An 18,089-nucleotide genomic window follows, 5' to 3' on the forward strand; every position below is an offset into this window, starting at 1 on the left:
ATGCCGCTTGGTATCAGTGCCGGAAGTGCCGCATGCCGGTAAACACCATCGCCACGCCAGCAGCGTCCGCGGCGGCGATCACCTCGGCATCGCGGATCGATCCGCCCGGCTGGATGACCGCCGTCGCACCCGCCGCGATCGCGATCTCCAGCCCATCGGCAAACGGGAAGAACGCGTCGGAGGCGACCACGCTGTCCTGGGTCAGGCGGTGCGGCAGACCGGCGGCCTTCGCGGCTTCTTCCGCCTTCCAGGCCGCAATGCGTGCCGAATCCGCCCGGTTTGGCTGACCGCCGCCGATGCCGACCGTCGCACCATCCCTGGCGTAAACGATCGCATTGGATTTCACATGCTTGCAGACGCGGAAGGCGAACAACATGTCCGCCAGCTCCGCCGCGGAGGGCGCGCGCTTCGTCACGACCTTCAGGTCATCGGCCGTCACCCGCCCGTTGTCCCGCGTTTGGGCCAGGAAGCTGCCGGCCAGGCCGCGCCAGGTCACACCACCCTCGGCAGGATCGGGCATGCCCCCGGTCAGCAGTAAACGCAGGTTCTTCTTTCGCGCGACCACCGCCTTGGCGGCGTCGCTGGCGTCCGGAGCGATGATCACCTCGGTGAAGATCGCCGCGATCTTCTCGGCCGCCGCCTCATCCAGCGTGCGATTCACCGCGACAATGCCGCCATAGGGAGAAATCGGGTCGCAGCGGAACGCCGCGTCCCAAGCCTCCGCCAGCGTCTCCGCCGAGGCCACGCCGCAAGGCGTGGCGTGCTTGATGATGGCGATCGTGGGAGCATCGAACTCGGCGACGCATTCGAACGCCGCGTCGGTGTCGTTGAAATTGTTGTAGGAGAGTTCCTTGCCCTGCACCTGGAACGCCGTCGCGACGCCGCGACGCCGGCCGGCCGTATAGAAGGCCGCCGCCTGGTGCGGGTTCTCACCGTAGCGCAGCGTTTGCTTCAGGGTGCCGGCGATCGCCAGGCGCTTCGGGAATACCAGGCCTTGCTGGCCGGCGAACCAGGCTCCGATGGCCGCATCATAGGCGGCGGTACGCGCATAGGCCTCGCCGGCGAGCTGACGACGCAACGCCAGCGAGGTACCGCCGGATGCCGCGATCTCCGCCAGCGCGGCCTTGTATTGATCCGGATCGGTCAGCACCGCGACGAAATCATGGTTCTTGGCCGCCGCCCGGATCAGCGCTGGCCCGCCGATATCGATGTTTTCGACACAGTCGTCATAGGCCGCCCCCTTCGCCACCGTCGCCTCGAACGGGTACAGGTTCACCGCGACCAGATCGATCGGTGCAATATCGTGCTGCCGCATCTGCGCCAGGTGATCCGGCAGGTCGCGCCGGCCCAGGATGCCGCCATGGATCTGCGGCACCAGCGTCTTCACCCGGCCGTCGAGGATCTCCGGAAAGCCGGTATGCTCGGATACTTCCTTCACCGGCACCCCGGCTTCGCGCAGCGTCCGGGCGGACCCGCCGGTGGACAGAATCTCCACACCCCGGGCGGCCAGGGCCTGAGCGAACGGCACCAGGCCGGTCTTGTCGGACACCGAGATCAGCGCGCGGCGGATGGGAACGAGGTCTGTCATGACGGCGTGTCCTGGTCGTGTGCGAAGGCGGCGGGATAGACCGACAGGCCCAGCAGGTCCAGGGTCCGTCCCAGGACCTTCGATTCATCATATAGTTCCAGGGCTCTGACCCGGCCGGCCTCACCCAGCCGGCGCCGCAGGGCCGCGTCGCGCACCAGCCGTCCCAGCGCGGTAGCCAGCGCCGCGGCATCGCCCGCGGCGACCTTCAGACCGGTTTCGCCTTCCACCACCTGCTCATCCGGGCCGCGGACCCGGGTGGCGACCACCGGCAGACCGGTCAGCATGGCTTCGATCACCGACATCGGCAGGCCTTCGAACCGGCTGGGCAAGGTGAAGATATCGGCGGCGGCCAGCAGATCGGGAATGTCCTCGCGATAGCCCAGCAGGCGCAGCCGGTCACCCAGCCCGGCCTGGCGCAGCGCTGCCGCCATATCCGAGCCCCGGTCGGTCGCCAGCCGTTCACCGACCACCCACAACTCGGCCTCCGGCACCTGGGCCATCGCCCGGGCAAGCTCCGGGTAGCCCTTGTGCCAGACCAGCCGGGACACGGCGATCACCACGACCCGGTCATCCGGCACGCCCAGCGCCGTCCTGATCCGTGCTCGGGCCGCCGGGTCGGGATGGAAAACCGCCGGATTGCGGCCGTTGCGGATCGCCACCGCCCTGCGGGAGATGCCCAGGCGTCGCGCGTCCCGCGCTTCGGCTTCCGAGACGGTCAGGAAGACGTCCGTCACCCGCGCGGCGATAAACTCCATGATGAAGGAGGCAGCGCGCCGCGGCAGCGAGGAATCGCGGTGATTGAACAGGAAGCCATGGCAGGTATAGGCGATGACCGGTACGCCGGCGCGCCACGCCGCGAGCCGCGCGACGAAGCCGCTGATCGGCATATGGGCATGCACGATATCCGGCTTCTCGGCGCGCAGGACCGCCACCAGCGCCCGGAAGGCCTTGATGTGCGCCAGCGGCGACACGCGGCGGACAAACGGAACGGCGATGACGCGGAACCCTTCGGCGCGAACCCCGTCCAGCAGCGGTCCCTCGGCACATCCGCCGACCGCTTCGTGGCCGGCGTCACGGATCACCCGCATCAACGGCAGCAGGAAATGCCGCAGCGAGAAATCCACGTTGGTGATCTCGATGATTTTCATGACGTGGGCGGGGCGTACGCCGCCTACCCCGCCCGCTCGACCTTGCTCAGCGCCCATTTCACCTGCTGGGGGCCATCGGCGAATCCGGTCAGGACGACCTGCTCGCTACGCCTTGGTTCGGCGCCGCCCAGGTAGATGCTGTCCTCCAGCGTCAACCGCGCGCCATCGGCGCGCAGACGCCAGAAACTGCCGGATCGCAGGCGCAGCAGCACGGTCGCGCCATCCTGCTGCAGGTTGGCCTGCACGTCGGGATGCAGGTGGAAGCGCAGGGTGAAAGGCTGCGGGTCGGGTGACTCGATCAGATCCTCGCCGCGCACATCCTCGCCGCTTTCCGCCATATAGAGCCGCCGGCGGTGGATCGCGCCGAACGGCTTGCGCCATCCGTCGTGCGAGGCGTCCAGCCAATGTGCCCCGGCGGCTTCCTGACGCTGCGCGTCCACCACCTGCGGCCGGCGCCCAAGCCCTTCCGGCCGCAATTCGCTGCTGTTGGTGTCGGCGATCACCAGGGTGGAATGGGCGGCCGTGGCGCGGGACGCGTCCCGCCATTCCGGCGGCCCGGCCGGAAAGGCACCACAGTTCACGATCAGGCGATCGCGGCCGACCGACATTTCCATCGACAAGGTTCCGGCATGGGTGCGGCGGTCGACACCCGGCGGAGGCGGGGCACCGCAGTCGACGATCAGCACCGTACGGCCGGCCTGCATGCGATGAAACCCGCCCTCGCTCAACGAGGAGGGGCTGCGGCCGCCGCGGCCTGCCTGGTTCAGCACGAGAGTGATCAGCGCGTCGCTCTCCTCCCGCGTGCCATTGAACAGCGCCAGACCGCCATCGCCGTGCCGCATCAGCCGCAGGGCCGGGGACATCCGGTCGATCGCCCCCGTCAGCGCCGGCGGCGGCGCCGTCTGCGCGCTTTGCAGCAACGCCCGCATTTCCGTCAAATCCTGCAGCGCGGCGAGCTGGGCGGCCGGACTCCGCTCCGCGTGACAACCATCCGGCAGGATCTGCCGGGTAATCTCCTGCGGCAGGAAGCGCAGGGCGCGGGCCAGGAAGCCGCCCTGCTCCCGCAGCGCCACGGCGGCGGCGATCAGGCCCTTCAGGGCGGTCAGCGCCCTGGCGTCCAGCTCCTCGGCCGGCAACGCCGCGGACAGACCGCGGGCATCGGAGACCAGCCGCGCCATCAGGCGCTGACGGAACGCATCATCGGCGGTGGCGGCGAAAAAGTCGTAGTGGCCCAGCCACGCGGTGATCCGCGCGCCGACGATGTCCGGGCGGTGCGCGATGGGGTCGGGGGGCGGATTGGCGATCCAGTCCGCCACCAGGCCCCGCGCCTTCAGCCGGGCCGCGTCGGTGCCCAGCGCGCGCAGGTCACGCAGCCAGCTGAAACTGTGCGCACCGGCCCGCAGGTCCGGCGACCCGCCCAGCGCGTGCCAGGCACCCTGTTGCAGGTATTGAACCGCGCCACCGACCTCCAGCTCGCCCTTGATCAGCCGGGCGCCGCGGTCGCCGTCGCCGGGCCAGGGATCGCGGACCGAAAGGGCCGGCGCGTCCGGCACCCGCCCCATCCGCAGGTTCGGCAGGCGTGCCATCGCCCGGCGCGCACCGCGCAACCATCTTCCAGGCACCGGCGGGGGAGTCATGCAGCCACGCAAGGAACAAAGGGGGAAACCGGTCGGCCGGACAGATCGTTTCGCGACTCGAATGCGCTCACTCTGGCATGACACAACATGCCCCGTTCTAGACAGTGGCCGCGAGGATGCACAAGGCATCCGTCAAGTGCGGACCAGTCGCGCGGCGAAGAATCCGTCCATGCCGCCGCGCGCGGCCCAAAGCCCGGGATGGGTGCGCAGGAACCCGTCGGATGTGATGGCTTCGGGCAGGCCTGGCAGGTCCTCCGGCCGGAACGGGTCGACCCGGACGCCGCCGCGTGCCACCGCGGCGGCAATCCGCGGCCGGCCCTCCTCCGGTTGCAGGGAGCACACCGCATAGACCAGCCGCCCACCGGGACGCAGCATCGCCACGGCGGCAGCCAGCAGCGCATCCTGGGCCTGGTTCAGCGCCTGGATGTCACGCGGCCGTTTCAGCCATGCGACATCGGGATGACGCCGGATCGTTCCGGTCGCGCTGCAGGGCGCGTCCAGCAGGATGGCATCCAGCAGCGCCGGCGGGCGCCAGGTGGTGGCGTCCGCGGTGACGATGCCGGCCCGCAAGCCCCATCGATCGAGATTGCCGCTGAGGCGCTTCACCCGCTGCGGGTCCCTGTCAAGGGCGGTGACCATGGCACCGGCCGTGGCAAGCTGGGCCGTCTTGCCGCCCGGCGCCGCGCACAGATCGGCGATCGCCTCCCCCGGCCGGGGGGCCAGAAGCCGGGCGGGCAAGGCGGCTGCGGCATCCTGCACCCACATATCGCCGGCCATGAAGCCGGGGATGGCGGCGACGGGCGTGCCGGGGGGGAACCGCACCGATCCCGTGGGCAGCCATTCGCCCCCAGCCGGCGCGGCCACACCTGGCTTCAGGGTCAGATCCAGCGGCGCCTCGTGCTGATGCGCCTCGGCGATCGCGCGGGCATCCGCACCCCAGGCGGTCCATAGCCAGGGCGGCGTGTCCAGCCTGGGCGAGTCCAGATCGGCCAGGGCGGCCGACCCGGCGGAAGCGACCTTCCGCAGCACGGCATTCACCAGGCCGGTGAATGGAGCCAGGCCCTTGGTTCGGGCCAGCGCCACGGCCGTCGCCACCGCCGCGTGGCTGGGTGTATCCAGAAGCAACAGGCCGGCGGCGCCGATGCGCAGGACGATCCGCACCGGGTCGGGCGGCTGTTTCCGTAAATGGGGCTCCAGCACGGCGTCCAGCGTGCCGAGGCGCCGCAGCACGGTGGCGGCGATACGATGGGCCGCCGAGCGATCGCGCGCGTCCTGCGCCGGCAAGGCGTCCAGCGCCTCCTCCAATGGGCGGCGCCGGTCCAGGACGGCCGTCAGCAGGTCAAACGCGGAAGTACGGGTCGGATCGGCCATCAGCGGCAGCTCATGTGGGGTGCCCCGTCGGGGCTGACCCCGATCAGGCGCGACGTTGTGGCCGCCCGACGCCATGATAGTCAAACCCGGCCTCCCGCATCGCCGCCGGGTCATAGACGTTCCGCAGGTCGACCAGAACGCGCCCGCGCATCACCTCGGCCAGCCGGCTGGGGGCCAGGGCGCGGAATTCGTTCCATTCGGTGATCAGCACCAGGGCATCCGCGCCGGCGGCGGCGTCCAGCGCATCCTTGCAGTACTCCACATTCTCCGGCAGCAGCGGTTTCGCCTGCTCCATCCCTTCGGGGTCGAAGGCTCGGATCGTGGCGCCGTCGCCGGCCAGGCGCGCGATGATGGACAGCGATGGCGAGTCCCGCATGTCGTCGGTCTCCGGTTTGAACGTCAGGCCCAGCACGCCCAGGGTCTTGCCCCGCACCGATCCGCCGCAGGCGGCCACCACGCGCATGGCCATGCTGGATTTGCGGGCGTCATTGACCGCCACGGTCGCCTCCACCAGCCGAGACGGTGCGCCGTAATCCTGCGCGGTACGGACCAGCGCCAGGGTGTCCTTGGGAAAGCAGGACCCGCCATAGCCGGGGCCGGGATGCAGGAATTTGCGCCCGATCCGCCCGTCCAGGCCGATGCCGCGCGACACGTCATGCACGTCGGCGCCGACTTTCTCACACAGATCCGCCATTTCGTTGATGAAGGTGACCTTCATCGCCAGGAAGGCATTGGCGGCATATTTGGTCAGCTCCGCCGTCTCGATCGAGGTGAACACGATCGGTGCCTCGATCAGGTATAGCGGCCGGTAGAGCCGGCGCAGCACCTCCCGCGCGCGATCGGATTCCGCGCCGATGACGACGCGGTCGGGCCGCATGAAGTCGCCGATGGCATTGCCTTCCCGCAGGAATTCGGGGTTGGAGGCCACATCGAATTCCAAGTCCGGGCGCGCCGTCTGCACGATCTGCTTGACGTGGCGGCCGGTGCCCACCGGAACGGTGGATTTCGTCACGATCACCGCATAGCCGGTGAGCGCCTTGGCCACCTGCTCCGCCGCCGTATAAACGTATTTCAGGTCGGCATGGCCATCGCCGCGCCGCGTGGGCGTGCCGACGGCGATGAACACGGCCTCGGCCCCCGCGACGCCGCCAGCCAGATCGCCGGTGAAGCGCAGCCGTCCGGCCGTGACATTCTCCTGCACCAGCTTGTCCAGGCCAGGCTCATAGATCGGCATGCGGCCTTCATTGAGCGCGGAGAGTCTTTTGGGATCCGCCTCGACAATCGTCACTTCCGTTCCAAATTCCGCGAAGCAGGCGCCGGAAACCAGTCCGACATAGCCGCCGCCGATCATCGTAATGCGCACCGGGTGAAATCCTTCTGCTCACGAGGCGGATTCAGCACAGAGCGCCGCCGGATTCCAGAAAATTGCCGCCTCCCGGCTCCGCTCATGTGCCGCCCGCCGCCACCCCTCTTGACACGACGTGCGGCCGCGCGATGTGTCTGCGCTGTTCGCCGCCTCAACCGATCGGTCAAGCCATGCCCGCTTCCCCCCTTCGCATCGGCGTCGTCGGTGCCGGTCATTTCGGCCGCTATCACGCGCTGAAGGTCGCCGCCTCGGCACGCGCAACGCTCAGCGGCATCGCCGACCTGGACACGGAGCGGGCGAAGACCCTGGGGTGGGAGGCGGGCGCACCCGACCTGGCGCTTGAAGCGCTGCTGCACACCAGCGACGCGGTCATCATCGCCGCACCCGCCGACACCCATCACGCGCTGGCCCACGCGGCGCTGACCGCCGGCAAGCACGTGCTGGTGGAGAAGCCGATGGCGGCCACCCTGGCCGAGGCCGAGGAGCTGGGCGCGCTGGCCAAGGCGCGCCGGCTGGTGCTGCAGGTCGGCCATCTGGAGCGCTTCTCCGCCGCCTTCCAGGCGATGGAGGGCAAGGTGCTGAACCCGCTGTATATCGAGGCGACGCGCATCGCCCCGTTCAAGCCGCGCGGCACCGACGTGTCGGTCATCCTGGACCTGATGATCCACGACCTGGACCTCGTGCTGGCCCTGGTCGACAGCGAGATCGAGGGCGTGGATGCGATCGGCGGCGCGGTCGCCAGCCAGTACGAGGACATCGCCAACGCCCGTCTGCGCTTCCGCAACGGCGCGGTGGCCAGCATCACCGCCAGCAGGATTTCCCCGCGCACGGAACGGCGGATGCGCATCTTCGCCCAGGACCGCTACCTGGCGGCCGATTTCGCCGCCCGTAAGCTGACCGTCATCCATCGCACCGAGGAGGATGCGGACGTGGCCGACGCCATGCCGGTGCCGGGCGTCAACGGCTTCAGCATGGAGGACGTGTCCTGGCAGGACCATGATTCCCTGGCGGCGGAACATGCGGCCTTTGCCGCCTCGATCCTGGACGGCGCGCCGGTGCTGGTGGACGCGGCCGTTGGTCGCCGCGCCTTGGCGGCGGCGCTGGCGGTCGGGCGAGCCATGCGGGAGTCACGGGACCGGATGATGGCGTCCGGGCTGATCGCCCCGCCCGGCTGACACAGTCATCCCAGGCGGCGGCGATAGAGGGCGATCAGCCTTTCCCAATGCCGCTCCGCGGCCGGCTTGTCGTAGCACCAGCGCTGCGGGAAGGCGAAACCATGGTGCACGCCGGGATACATTTCCAGCTCCCCGCCATTGCCGGATTTTTCGAACAGTACCTTCAATTCCGCCACCATCGGCAAGGGCGCGAGTTCATCGTGCTCCGCACAGGCGATGTAAAGCTCGCCCTTGGCGTTCCCCAGCGTCAGATGCGGGCTCTCCGGCGCGTCGCTGACCAGCCAGGTGCCATAAAAGGACGCGGCGGCCGCGACGCGGTCGGGAAAGCGCGCGGCGGCGGCCAGGGAATAGGGGCCGCTCATGCAGTAGCCATGCGTGCCGACCGGGCCCGGCCGGGCCGCATCCTGCGCATCCAGGAACACCAGCAGGTCGGCGATGTCGTCCATCACCGGCGGGATGGTCATCTTCGTGCGCACCGCGCGCATCCGCGCCTGCTCCGCACTGCCCTTCACCAGCACATCAGGACCGTATTTCGTATCGGCACCGGCGCGATAATACAGATTCGGCAGCAGAACGTAGAAACCGACCGCGGCGAGGCGGCGCGCCATGTCATACAGTTCCTCGCGGATGCCCGGCGCGTCCATCAGCATCAACACCGGCGGGTGCGGCCCATTCCGTTCCGGATGCACGATGAAGGTCTCCATCGTCCCGGCCCGGGTAGGGATATCGCGAATGTCCTCGATCATGGCTGCCTTCTCCCCCGCGCGCCGGTCACCGTGCCGGCGCCGTCGTCCCCGGCGGCATCGCCATGCCGGGCGGCATCGCCATGCCGGGCGGCATGCGTCCCTGCCCCATCATGCCATGCTGCATCGCGGGCAGGTCCAGCTTCCGGAAGTCCGCGGGCGGCGAGAACAGGGAAGCGGGCTGTGGGCCGTAGGTGACCTTGATCGCCTCCAATGTGAAATGGCCGGCCTTGCCGGTGTCACTGCCGGACCGCAACAGGACCCCGTCATCGGTGATGCACGCCTCGCCCTTGTCCCCGTCTCGCACCACCTCATAGACCGTGCAGCTCAGACCCGCGACGGTATCGGTGCCCTTCCGCTTGAAGCTGGCATTGGCCAGCGCCGCCATCGGCGTGTGCGCCTGGTCGATCGCATGCTCGATATACATCTTCTGCTCGGCCATCACGATGACGGCGCGCTGCGTCCCATAGTCGACGATCCCGTAGCCACGGCCCGACGCCATGTCGAAGCGCATCTTGTTGCCATGATCGGTAAAATACATCGACATGGTCCGATCAGCCTGGCCGGCATCGCCCGGCTGGTCGCCCTGGAAACGATACTCGACGGCCACGTCCTTGTCAGGCCGCAATGAGGGCGGGGTATCCGCCAGGGCGGGACCGGCGGCACACAACAGGGCACCCGTGACGAAGACTGCTTTCATGAACGTTCCTGCCTGATCGCCGATCGTGCCGGCGCGTGATCGTCGGGCGATGGTCCCACCTTCCCCGCGCGACGGCAAGCGGAACCGGACGCGTCGCCCGGGCCATGTCGGGCCATGTCGGCTTGGTCCCGGCCGAAAACTGCGCCAGGCTGGCGGGAGCCGAAGCCAGGCCGCCATGGAAGAAGCCGGCATGAGAATGCTGCCTTCGTCGTCCGCATCCGCGATGAGGTGCTCCGATCCATCCCGCCGGAAAGCGCTGTCACCGCGACCGGCGGCCCCGGCACGACGGTACTGCTGAATTGCCGGACGATCCATGGGTCGTTGAAGAAGCAGTCCGATCGCGCGCGGCCGTTGCCGCTGCCGGTTTATTCGTCGGCGGATTCGTTCGCCTATACGCCCAGCCCGATCCCCAGCCCGCACATGGGCGACATCGTGCGCGGCCGCCCGGCGCGCTTCGCCAGCTTCGATCCTCGGCCCTGCGAGCTGCCGGACTTCCGCGCCGGGTATGTGCCGCCATGGCTGGCGCAGAAGCAGCAGGAGGAGGAGCGGACACTGGTGATGTAGATCCTGCCGCGTAGACCCTACCGCGAGGAAATCCCGATCAGCCGCATCCGCAGATAGCGCGATGCGGTATCGATCAGCGCCACGGTGACCAGGATCAGCACGATGATGTAGGCGACCTGGTCCCAGGCATTGATCTGGATTCGTTCCGACAGGCGCAGGCCGATGCCGCCGGCACCAACCAGACCCAGGATCGTCGCCTCCCGCGTATTCGATTCGATCAGATACAGCGTCTGGCTGACCATCACCGGCATCACCTGCGGCAGATAGGCATAGCGCAACACGGCCAGGCGGCCGGCACCCACCGAGGTGATGCCCTCGATCGGCTTGCGGTCGATGTTCTCGATTGCCTCGGAAAACAATTTCGCCAACGTGCCGGCGTCGGCCACGGCGATGGCCAGGATGCCCGCGATCGGCCCCAACCCCATCGCGCGGACGAACACCAGCGCCCAGATCAGCTGGTCCAGCCCGCGGAACCCGTCGAAAATACGCCGCGTCAGGAAGCGGAAGACTGCGTTCGGAATAACGTTCCGCGCGCCCAGGAAACCCAGCGGCAGGGCGATCATCGAACCCAGCAACGTGCCCAGATAGGCCATCGCCACGGTTTCCAGCATTGAACTCCAGAGCTGGGCATGGTCCCAGTCCGCGAACCCGGTCCAGTCCGCCATCAGGCGCAGGATCACCCACAGCCGGGGCAGGCCGGTGAATGTCCGTCCAAAATCGAACAGGGCGCCCAGATAGATCAGATAGGCGAGCGCCGCGACGCCCAGCAGCCAGTGCCACCAGCCGCGCGGGCGGAAGACCTCGGGATGCCGATCCCGTTCCGCGGTCACATCGAGTCCGGCCACGCCGCTCATCGCGCCGTTCCTGTCATGACGGCGTCCCCAGGAAGCGGTGACGGAGCTGTGCCGACAGCAGATCGATGGTCACGACGATCAGCAGGATCAGAATGACGATCGCGCTAACCTCCTCATAGATGTTGAAGCTGATCACCCGCTTCAGCTCCTGCCCGATGCCGCCGGCGCCGACGAAGCCGATGATGGTGGAGGAGCGTACGTTGATCTCGAACCGCAACAGCCCATAGCTGAGGAAGCCCGGCCAGACCTGCGGCACCACGCCGTATCGGATCTGCGCCAGCCAGGACCCGCCAACCGAGCGGATGCCGTCGACGGCACGCATATCGGCGTTCTCGTTCAGCTCGACGAACAGTTTCCCCAGCGAGCCGGTGGTGTGGAGGGCAATCGCCAGGATGCCGGCCAGCGGCCCGATGCCGTACGGCCAGACCAGGATGAAGGCCAGCACCACTTGGGGTATGCTGCGCATCACCTCCAGCAGGCGGCGCACGACGAACACGACGGGCGGCGTGGCCATCAATGTCCGCGTGGCCGGAAAGCACAGCGCGACCGCCAAGCTGAAGCCGATCGCGGTGGACAGGATGGCCATCTGAATGGTCTGCCACAGCAGCCGCAGATAGACGTCGATCCGGTAGAACCAGTAGGCAAGGGACTGCGGCTGCTTCACCCCGCCGAACAGGTGTGCCCAGGCCAGCACCGGCACCGGATCGGCGTCACGCCTGGGCTGGATCGACAGCAGTTTTCCGAAATATTCGCCGATGCGCGGCAGGCCATGCCAGACCGTGGCGGGCAGGAAGTCCGTCCATACGGCTGCCAGCACGAACAGCAATGCAACGACGGCAAAGGTCAGCACCGGCTCCAGCTGCCGCGCTCGGCGCACCGCGCCGAACCGCCGTTCGAACAACCGGTAGGCGGCATCATCGGTCGGATCGGTCGGGGAGGCTCTGGCCGTCATGCGGAACGGATCAGCCGCGGTTGCCGCTGCGTTCCGCCTCACGCAGCTCGATCAGATCCTTGTACATGTCCATCGAGGCCGGCACATAGCCGATCCCTACGCCCTGCTCGATCGCATCATAGATGTCCTTGTGCGACTTCGGCAGGTCCATCATGAACGCGGTGAACACCTGCTTGAAGCCGGCGGGCAGCGCACCGCGCAGCCCCCAGGGGCCGTTCGGAATCCGGGCGGATTTCCAGATGATCCGCACGTCGGACATATGCAGCATGCCGCGATCCACCATGCCGCGCAGCGCCCCGCGGCTGAACCCCTGCGCCTCATCGCCCTGGCCCGAGGTCCAGGTGACGCAAGCGTCGTATTGCTTGTTCAGCACCGCGATGATCCCCTGCTCATGCCCACCGGCAAAGCCGGTGCGGGAGAAATACGCCCCGTCCGACAGATCTATGCCCTGCTTGCGCAGTGACGCCGCCGGAATCAGGTAGCCCGATGCCGAGTTCGGGTCGGCCCAGGCCAGCGAATGCCCCTTCATGTCGGCGATCGACCTGATCCCGCTATCCGCGCGCGTGATCATCACGGCAATGTAATAGATCGTTCCGTCCCTCTCCAACGGCACCACGGTGGGCCCGACGCATTTGCAGTCCAGCCAGGCGCCGGCGAAGGCGGAGGGGCTGAATTCGGCGCCGTCCAACTGGCCGGCGGCGATCGCCTGCATTACGCCGGCGTAATCGGCGGCGGGGTAGAGCTTCACCGGAATCCCCAGGTTTTCCTGCAGCAGTTTCTGGAAGCCGTCATAGCGGGCAAGCCGGGCCTGGGTGTTTTCGCCGCCCAGCAGGCCGAGCCGGAATTCCTTCATCTGCGCCTTCCAGTCCTGCGCCCTGGCGTGGGACGCCCACACCTGGGACACCAGGATCAGCGCGCAGGCGGCGGCAAACAGGTAGGTGAGACGGCGGACCATCGATCAACTCCGGCGCAGGCGGCAAAACTGCCTGACGGTAGGAGGCTTCGACGGCCCGGTCCACGCGTCTTTCGCCGATCCGATCAGGACCGGCCGCCGCTCCGTTCCGCCTCCCGCAGTTCGATGATGTCCTTGTACAGCTCCATCGTGGCCGGGACATAGCCGACACCGGCGCCGCGCTCGATGGCGTCGTAGACGTCGGGGTGCTCCTTCGGCATGGCCAGCATGAAGTCGGAAAATTCCTTCTTCAGGTCGGCCGGCAGCGCCGTCCGCACCGCCCACGGGCCGTTCGGAATCTTGCCGGACTGCCAGATGATGTTGATGTCGGACATCCTCAGCATCTTCTTGTCGACCATGCTGCGCAGATTGCCGCGCGTATAGCCCTCGGCCTTGTCGCCCTGCCCGGAGGTCCAGGTGACGCAGGCGTCGTACTGCTTGTTCAGCACCGCGACGACGCCCTGCTCATGGCCGCCGGCAAAGCCGGTGCGGGAGAAATAGGCACCGTCCGACAGGTCGATCCCCTTGCTCTTCAACGTCGCGCTGGGGATCAGGTAACCCGAGGTTGAATTCGGATCGGCGAAGGCGAGCGAATGGCCTTTCATGTCGGCGAGCGACTTGATGCCGCTGTTCGCCAACGTGACCATCACCGAGTAGTAATAGGTGGTCCCGTCCTTCTCCTGCGGCACCACCACCGGCTCCACGCATTTGCAGTCCAGCCAGGTGCCGGCAAAGCCCGAGGCGCCGAATGCGGCGGCGTCGAGCTGGCCGGCCGCCATGCCCTGCATCACCCCGGCATAGTCCGCAGCCGGGTACAGCTTCACCGGGACGCCCAGCTTCTGCTCCAGCAGCTTCTGGAATCCGTCGTAGCGGACCAGCCGGTCCTGGGTGTTCTCGCCACCCAGCAGGCCGATACGGAACTCCTTCACCTGGTCACGCCAGCCGGCGGCCTGGGCCGCGGCGCTGACAGCCAGGCTGACGGCCGCCGCCAGGGCAAGACGGATCGCGTTGCGTCGAAACATGCGCTTTTCTCCGGTCTGAGCGATATGAAGGATCAGCGAGTAACGGCGGCGGCCGGGCGCAGCGGCAGGCTGGTGGACGTAATGCGCTCATCCAGCACCACGGCCGGATCGCCCTGCCCGTAGATCTGCTGCAGCGCCGCCGCCGTCAGTTGCTCCGGCTCGCCGTCGAACACGACCCGGCCCTGGGCCATGCCAACCACTCGGCGGCAATAGGTCCGCGCGGTATCCAGCGTGTGCAGGTTGGTCAGCACGGTGATCCCGTCGCGGCGGTTGATGTCGGCCAGCGCGTCCATCACCACCTTGGCGTTGTGCGGGTCCAACGAGGCGATCGGCTCGTCCGCCAGTACGATGCGCGGCTGCTGCATCAGGGCGCGCGCGATGGCGACGCGCTGCTGCTGCCCGCCCGACAACGCCTCGGCCGGCTTCAGCGCCGCCTCAGCGAGGCCCAGCCGATCCAGTGCTCGGATGGCCAGGGCGCGCTCCGTGGGCGTGAACAGCTTGAACAGCATGCGCGGGGTGGAGACCTGGTTCAGCCGCCCGCACAGCACGTTGGTCAGGACGTCCAGCCGTCCGACCAGGTTGAACTGCTGGAAAATCATCGCCGTCCGTGCCCGCCACGCCCGCAGGTCGCGGCCGCGCAGGCTGGTGACGTCGACGCCGTCGCTGCGAATGCGCCCATCCGTCGGGTCGATCAGGCGATTGATCAGACGCAGCAGCGTCGACTTGCCGGCGCCGGAGCGGCCGATGATGCCGACCATCTCGCCAGGGGCGATGGTCAGGCTGGCCTCGGCAACGGCCAGCGTGTCGCCGAAGCGGCGACTCACGTTCAGAAGTTCGAGCACTCTTTCGCGGTTCCCGTGTCCGAGCCGGTGCCGGAGCGGTGGCTTTCCAGGATGCGGTAGCATTCAGGGGCAGGGCAAGGGCGTTATGTTTCGGTGACATCTGCCCGTACGTGCACTTGTGCCGAAGACCGATGGCTGCACGCAATGGTCGTGCCGCCGGCGCCCCCGGCTCGCGCGGCGGCCACTATTGGTAGAGGTGGGCATGCCCCAATCGCCGCAATATCTAGCGGTCCGACCAGGATGTTATCCACATCATTTTGTGGTCGACACCGGTTTTGCCGTTGACCCTGCAACGTCGGCGCGATAGGTCGAAACTGTGACAACAGCCGAGTCTGCCCCTTTGATCCGCCTGAGAGGCCGTTCGATCATGGCCCTCGTCCTGGCGCCCGAACCGCCCTTGCAGGGTTGGCTCAACGCGCTCGACACGCAGATGCAGCGCTCGCCGAATTTCTTCGACGCCCGTCCCGTGGTGCTGGACCTGACCGGCATCCCGCGCGAGCAGCAAGGCGTGGCGGAGTTCATCCAGTTGCTGGAGCAGCGCGGCATCCGCATCATCGGCACCGAGGGCGCGCATCCCTCCTGGGCGGGGATCGAGGCATGGGGCCGGTCGATGCCCCCGCCATCGAAGCCCGGACGCGCGGTAGAGATCCCGGAACCGGCCCCGGCGCCCGCCGCCGCGCCGGAACCCGAACCGGGTCATGCGGACCCCAGCCAGGCCGCCGGCAATGCGCTGGTGATCGACCAGCCGGTCCGCTCCGGCCAGACCGTGGTGTTCGAGCGCGGCGATGTCACCGTCCTCGGCTCCGTCGCCTCGGGGGCCGAGATCATGGCGGGGGGGTCGATCCATGTGTATGGCACGCTGCGCGGCCGGGCGATCGCCGGCATGGGCGGCAATGCCGCCGCCCGGATCTTCTGCAACCGGCTGCAGGCGGAATTGGTGGCGATCGACGGCGTCTATCAGACCGCGGACGACATGCCCGCCCAGGTGGTCGGACGATCCGTGCAGGTCTGGCTGGACGGCGAGCAGATGAAAATATCGGTGTTGGAATGAGGGGAACGCAGATGGGCAAGGTCCTGGTCGTGACGTCCGGCAAGGGCGGCGTCGGCAAGACGACATCGACGGCGGCCCTGGGCGGGGCACTCGCCCGCTCCGGCGCGAATGTCGTCGTCGTCGATTTCGATGTCGGGCTGCGCAACCTCGACCTCGTGATGGGCGCGGAGCGGCGGGTCGTGTTCGACCTGATCAACGTCGTGCAGGGCGATGCCAAGCTGCCGCAGGCGCTGATCCGCGACAAGCGGCTGGAAACCCTGTCGCTGCTGCCGGCTTCCCAGACCCGCGACAAGGACGCGCTGACGACGGAAGGCGTGGACAAGGTCATCGCCGACCTGCGGGAGAAATTCGACTGGGTGATCTGCGACAGCCCCGCCGGGATCGAGCGCGGCGCCCTGCTGGCGATGCGCAATGCCGATGTCGCCGTCGTCGTCACCAACCCCGAAGTCTCCTCCGTCCGCGATTCCGACCGCATCATCGGCATGCTGGATTCGAAGACGCTGAAGGCCGAGAACGGGGAGCGGATGGACAAGTTCCTTCTGGTCACCCGCTACGATCCGGCCCGCGCGGCCCGCAACGAGATGCTGAAGACCGACGACGTCCTCGAGATCCTGTCGATTCCCCTTCTCGGTATCATTCCCGAGTCGGAAGAAGTGCTGAAGGCATCCAATGTCGGCTCGCCCGTCACCCTCAACAGTCCCGACAGCGCTCCCGCCCGCGCTTATTTCGACGCCGCCCGCCGGCTGAAGGGGGAGACGGTCGAGGTGGTGGTGCCGCTGGAACGCAAGGGCCTGATGGGCCGGCTGTTCGGCCGGAGAGTCGCATGAACCTGTTCGACGTCTTCCGTCGGCGCAACACCGCTCCGGTCGCGCGCGACCGCTTGCAGGTCCTGCTGGCGCATGAGCGCAGCGTGATCGGCAAATCCGACCTGATGGCCGTGCTGCAGGAGGAGATCCTGGCGGTCATCGCCAAGCACGTCCAGGTCGACCGCGACGCGGTGCAGATCAAGATGGATCGCGGCTCCAACGTGTCGATGCTGGAAATCGACGTCGAGGTGCCGATCGACGCCAAGCTCAATCCCCGCAAGCCGGAAACGCGGGTGTCAGCCTCCGCCTGAGCGCGCCGCGCGGGCGCTCTGCGATTCAACACCAAGCTGCGCCGCGAGATCCAGCGCCGCCAGCAGGCTCGTCGGCTCCGCAAGCCCCTTGCCCGCGATGTCATAGGCAGTGCCGTGATCCGGGGATGTCCGCACGATCGGCAGGCCCAGCGTCACGTTGACGCCATGCTCCATGTCCAGGGTCTTCAGCGGGATCAACGCCTGGTCGTGATACATGCAGATCGCCGCGTCATAGCGTGCGCGCGCCTTCGCCGTGAACATCGTGTCGGGTGGCCAGGGACCCGAGACGTCGATGCCGTCCGCCCGCAGCACCGCGATGGCGGGTTCGATCAGCGTGGCTTCCTCCCGCCCCAGCGCGCCCTTCTCCCCGGCATGCGGATTGAGGCCGGCCATCGCCAGGCGTGGCCGCGCCAGGCCGAAATCACGGCGCAGGGCGGTCGCCGTGGTGCGGGCGGCGGCCACGATCATCTCCGTGCTCAGCATGGCGATCGAATCGCGCAGCGAGGCATGCACCGTCACCGGCACCACGCGCAGCGTCGGGCTGGCCAGCATCATGATCTGCCTGCCGCTGGCGCCCGTCAGGTGCGCCAGGAACTCGGTGTGGCCCGGATAGGCGAAGCCGGCATCATACAGGGCGGCCTTGTTGATCGGATTGGTCACCACCGCCGCCGCTTCGCCTCGCAGCGCCAGGCCCGTGGCCAACTCGATCGACCGCACCACGGCGCCGGCATTGGCCTTGCTGGGGCGCCCCGGCACCACCGGTTCCGCCAACGGCACGGGCAGCACCGGCAACGCGGCCGGGAACACGCCCACGGCCTGGGACGGCGACGCCACCGGCCGCACCGGCACGTCCAGGCCCATTTGCCCCGCCAGCGCGGCCAGCCGATCCGCATCATCCAGCGCCACGAACACCGGCCCCGTCGCCCGGCGGTCGAGCCAGGCCCGCAGCGTCAACTCCCCACCGATGCCGGCGGGGCATCCCATCGTCAGTGCGAGCGGCTCCATGG

The 18,089-nt window shown here is 68.1% G+C and carries 18 protein-coding genes; 5 read left to right on the forward strand and 13 right to left on the reverse strand.

Annotated elements, in window-relative coordinates:
* Window positions 1–13 precede the first annotated feature (13 nt).
* The 5 genes from purH to VHC04_RS03050 form a co-directional block, all read right to left on the reverse strand.
* The gene (purH, locus tag VHC04_RS03030; protein ID WP_325677805.1) at window positions 14–1,588 is read right to left on the reverse strand and encodes a bifunctional phosphoribosylaminoimidazolecarboxamide formyltransferase/IMP cyclohydrolase; all 1,575 of its coding nucleotides are present in this window, start codon (window positions 1,586–1,588) and stop codon (window positions 14–16) included.
* Complete coding sequence (locus VHC04_RS03035) at window positions 1,585–2,736, reverse strand: glycosyltransferase family 4 protein (RefSeq protein WP_325677807.1); 1,152 nt, start codon at window positions 2,734–2,736, stop codon at window positions 1,585–1,587. Before VHC04_RS03035 ends, purH begins: the two co-directional genes overlap by 4 nt.
* Before the next feature lie 23 nt (window positions 2,737–2,759).
* On the reverse strand, window positions 2,760–4,322 hold the full coding sequence (locus VHC04_RS03040; RefSeq protein WP_325677809.1) for a heparinase II/III family protein: 1,563 nt from the start codon (window positions 4,320–4,322) through the stop codon (window positions 2,760–2,762).
* Window positions 4,323–4,505: 183 nt separating this feature from the next.
* On the reverse strand, window positions 4,506–5,744 hold the full coding sequence (locus VHC04_RS03045; RefSeq protein ID WP_325677811.1) for an RsmB/NOP family class I SAM-dependent RNA methyltransferase: 1,239 nt from the start codon (window positions 5,742–5,744) through the stop codon (window positions 4,506–4,508).
* 43 nt (window positions 5,745–5,787) lie between these two features.
* Window positions 5,788–7,107 (reverse strand): UDP-glucose dehydrogenase family protein, encoded by a 1,320-nt coding sequence (locus VHC04_RS03050; protein ID WP_325677813.1) that lies wholly within the window; start codon window positions 7,105–7,107, stop codon window positions 5,788–5,790.
* Between the two features lie 173 nt (window positions 7,108–7,280).
* Here VHC04_RS03050 and VHC04_RS03055 point away from each other — a divergent pair, with 173 nt between their 5' ends.
* On the forward strand, window positions 7,281–8,285 hold the full coding sequence (locus VHC04_RS03055; RefSeq protein WP_325677815.1) for a Gfo/Idh/MocA family protein: 1,005 nt from the start codon (window positions 7,281–7,283) through the stop codon (window positions 8,283–8,285).
* Window positions 8,286–8,290: 5 nt separating this feature from the next.
* On the opposite strand, the gene VHC04_RS03060 is transcribed toward VHC04_RS03055, so the two are convergent.
* Window positions 8,291–9,031, reverse strand: coding sequence for a dienelactone hydrolase family protein (locus VHC04_RS03060; RefSeq protein WP_325677817.1), 741 nt, complete (start codon window positions 9,029–9,031; stop codon window positions 8,291–8,293).
* A gap of 25 nt (window positions 9,032–9,056) precedes the next feature.
* Window positions 9,057–9,728 (reverse strand): DUF4412 domain-containing protein, encoded by a 672-nt coding sequence (locus VHC04_RS03065; RefSeq protein WP_325677819.1) that lies wholly within the window; start codon window positions 9,726–9,728, stop codon window positions 9,057–9,059.
* Window positions 9,729–9,956: 228 nt separating this feature from the next.
* Here VHC04_RS03065 and VHC04_RS03070 point away from each other — a divergent pair, with 228 nt between their 5' ends.
* Entirely contained in the window at window positions 9,957–10,292 is a 336-nt protein-coding gene (locus VHC04_RS03070) for a hypothetical protein (protein ID WP_325677821.1), read from the forward strand.
* Window positions 10,293–10,309: 17 nt separating this feature from the next.
* Here the strand turns inward: VHC04_RS03070 and phnE (VHC04_RS03075) are convergent, their stop codons facing one another.
* From phnE (VHC04_RS03075) to phnC, 5 genes are all read right to left on the reverse strand, one after another.
* A complete protein-coding gene (gene phnE / locus VHC04_RS03075; RefSeq protein ID WP_325677823.1) occupies window positions 10,310–11,146 on the reverse strand; it encodes a phosphonate ABC transporter, permease protein PhnE in 837 nt (278 codons plus the stop codon).
* A gap of 13 nt (window positions 11,147–11,159) precedes the next feature.
* Entirely contained in the window at window positions 11,160–12,140 is a 981-nt protein-coding gene (phnE, locus tag VHC04_RS03080; RefSeq protein ID WP_325677825.1) for a phosphonate ABC transporter, permease protein PhnE, read from the reverse strand.
* Window positions 12,109–13,053, reverse strand: coding sequence for a phosphate/phosphite/phosphonate ABC transporter substrate-binding protein (phnD, locus tag VHC04_RS03085; protein WP_325677827.1), 945 nt, complete (start codon window positions 13,051–13,053; stop codon window positions 12,109–12,111). Before phnD (VHC04_RS03085) ends, phnE (VHC04_RS03080) begins: the two co-directional genes overlap by 32 nt.
* An 83-nt stretch (window positions 13,054–13,136) precedes the next feature.
* On the reverse strand, window positions 13,137–14,072 hold the full coding sequence (gene phnD, locus VHC04_RS03090) for a phosphonate ABC transporter substrate-binding protein (RefSeq protein ID WP_325677829.1): 936 nt from the start codon (window positions 14,070–14,072) through the stop codon (window positions 13,137–13,139).
* A gap of 32 nt (window positions 14,073–14,104) precedes the next feature.
* Window positions 14,105–14,914, reverse strand: a complete 810-nt coding sequence (gene phnC / locus VHC04_RS03095) for a phosphonate ABC transporter ATP-binding protein (protein WP_325677831.1) — start codon at window positions 14,912–14,914, stop codon at window positions 14,105–14,107.
* A 316-nt stretch (window positions 14,915–15,230) separates the two neighbouring features.
* Here phnC and minC point away from each other — a divergent pair, with 316 nt between their 5' ends.
* The 3 genes from minC to minE are packed head-to-tail and all read left to right on the forward strand — an operon-like array spanning window position 15,231 to window position 17,082.
* Window positions 15,231–15,965 carry a septum site-determining protein MinC gene (minC, locus tag VHC04_RS03100; RefSeq protein ID WP_325677833.1) on the forward strand — a complete coding sequence of 245 codons (735 nt, stop codon included), beginning with the start codon at window positions 15,231–15,233 and terminating at the stop codon, window positions 15,963–15,965.
* An 11-nt stretch (window positions 15,966–15,976) separates the two neighbouring features.
* A complete protein-coding gene (gene minD / locus VHC04_RS03105; RefSeq protein ID WP_325677835.1) occupies window positions 15,977–16,792 on the forward strand; it encodes a septum site-determining protein MinD in 816 nt (271 codons plus the stop codon).
* Window positions 16,789–17,082: a cell division topological specificity factor MinE gene (gene minE / locus VHC04_RS03110; RefSeq protein WP_325677837.1), complete on the forward strand. Its 294-nt coding sequence runs from the start codon at window positions 16,789–16,791 to the stop codon at window positions 17,080–17,082. The genes minD and minE overlap by 4 nt, the downstream gene beginning before the upstream one ends.
* On the opposite strand, the gene pdxA is transcribed toward minE, so the two are convergent.
* A complete protein-coding gene (pdxA, locus tag VHC04_RS03115) occupies window positions 17,068–18,087 on the reverse strand; it encodes a 4-hydroxythreonine-4-phosphate dehydrogenase PdxA (protein WP_325677839.1) in 1,020 nt (339 codons plus the stop codon). The two genes, minE and pdxA, sit on opposite strands and share 15 nt — an antisense overlap.
* Window positions 18,088–18,089 lie beyond the last annotated feature (2 nt).

This window comes from Rhodopila sp. (assembly GCF_035548095.1).
Classification (GTDB): domain Bacteria; phylum Pseudomonadota; class Alphaproteobacteria; order Acetobacterales; family Acetobacteraceae; genus Rhodopila.

Bases quoted from the DNA above. Each gene is read 5' to 3' on its own strand.
- pdxA (WP_325677839.1), bottom strand. From the start codon at position 18,087: ATGGAGCCGCTCGCACTGACGATGGGATGCCCCGCCGGCATCGGTGGG.
- VHC04_RS03055 (WP_325677815.1), top strand. From the start codon at position 7,281: ATGCCCGCTTCCCCCCTTCGCATCGGCGTCGTCGGTGCCGGTCATTTC.
- VHC04_RS03040 (WP_325677809.1), bottom strand. From the start codon at position 4,322: ATGGCACGCCTGCCGAACCTGCGGATGGGGCGGGTGCCGGACGCGCCG.
- phnD (WP_325677827.1), bottom strand. From the start codon at position 13,053: ATGGTCCGCCGTCTCACCTACCTGTTTGCCGCCGCCTGCGCGCTGATC.
- VHC04_RS03045 (WP_325677811.1), bottom strand. From the start codon at position 5,744: ATGGCCGATCCGACCCGTACTTCCGCGTTTGACCTGCTGACGGCCGTC.
- minE (WP_325677837.1), top strand. From the start codon at position 16,789: ATGAACCTGTTCGACGTCTTCCGTCGGCGCAACACCGCTCCGGTCGCG.
- VHC04_RS03035 (WP_325677807.1), bottom strand. From the start codon at position 2,736: ATGAAAATCATCGAGATCACCAACGTGGATTTCTCGCTGCGGCATTTC.
- phnE (WP_325677823.1), bottom strand. From the start codon at position 11,146: ATGAGCGGCGTGGCCGGACTCGATGTGACCGCGGAACGGGATCGGCAT.
- purH (WP_325677805.1), bottom strand. From the start codon at position 1,588: ATGACAGACCTCGTTCCCATCCGCCGCGCGCTGATCTCGGTGTCCGAC.
- VHC04_RS03065 (WP_325677819.1), bottom strand. From the start codon at position 9,728: ATGAAAGCAGTCTTCGTCACGGGTGCCCTGTTGTGTGCCGCCGGTCCC.
- VHC04_RS03060 (WP_325677817.1), bottom strand. From the start codon at position 9,031: ATGATCGAGGACATTCGCGATATCCCTACCCGGGCCGGGACGATGGAG.
- phnD (WP_325677829.1), bottom strand. From the start codon at position 14,072: ATGTTTCGACGCAACGCGATCCGTCTTGCCCTGGCGGCGGCCGTCAGC.
- minD (WP_325677835.1), top strand. From the start codon at position 15,977: ATGGGCAAGGTCCTGGTCGTGACGTCCGGCAAGGGCGGCGTCGGCAAG.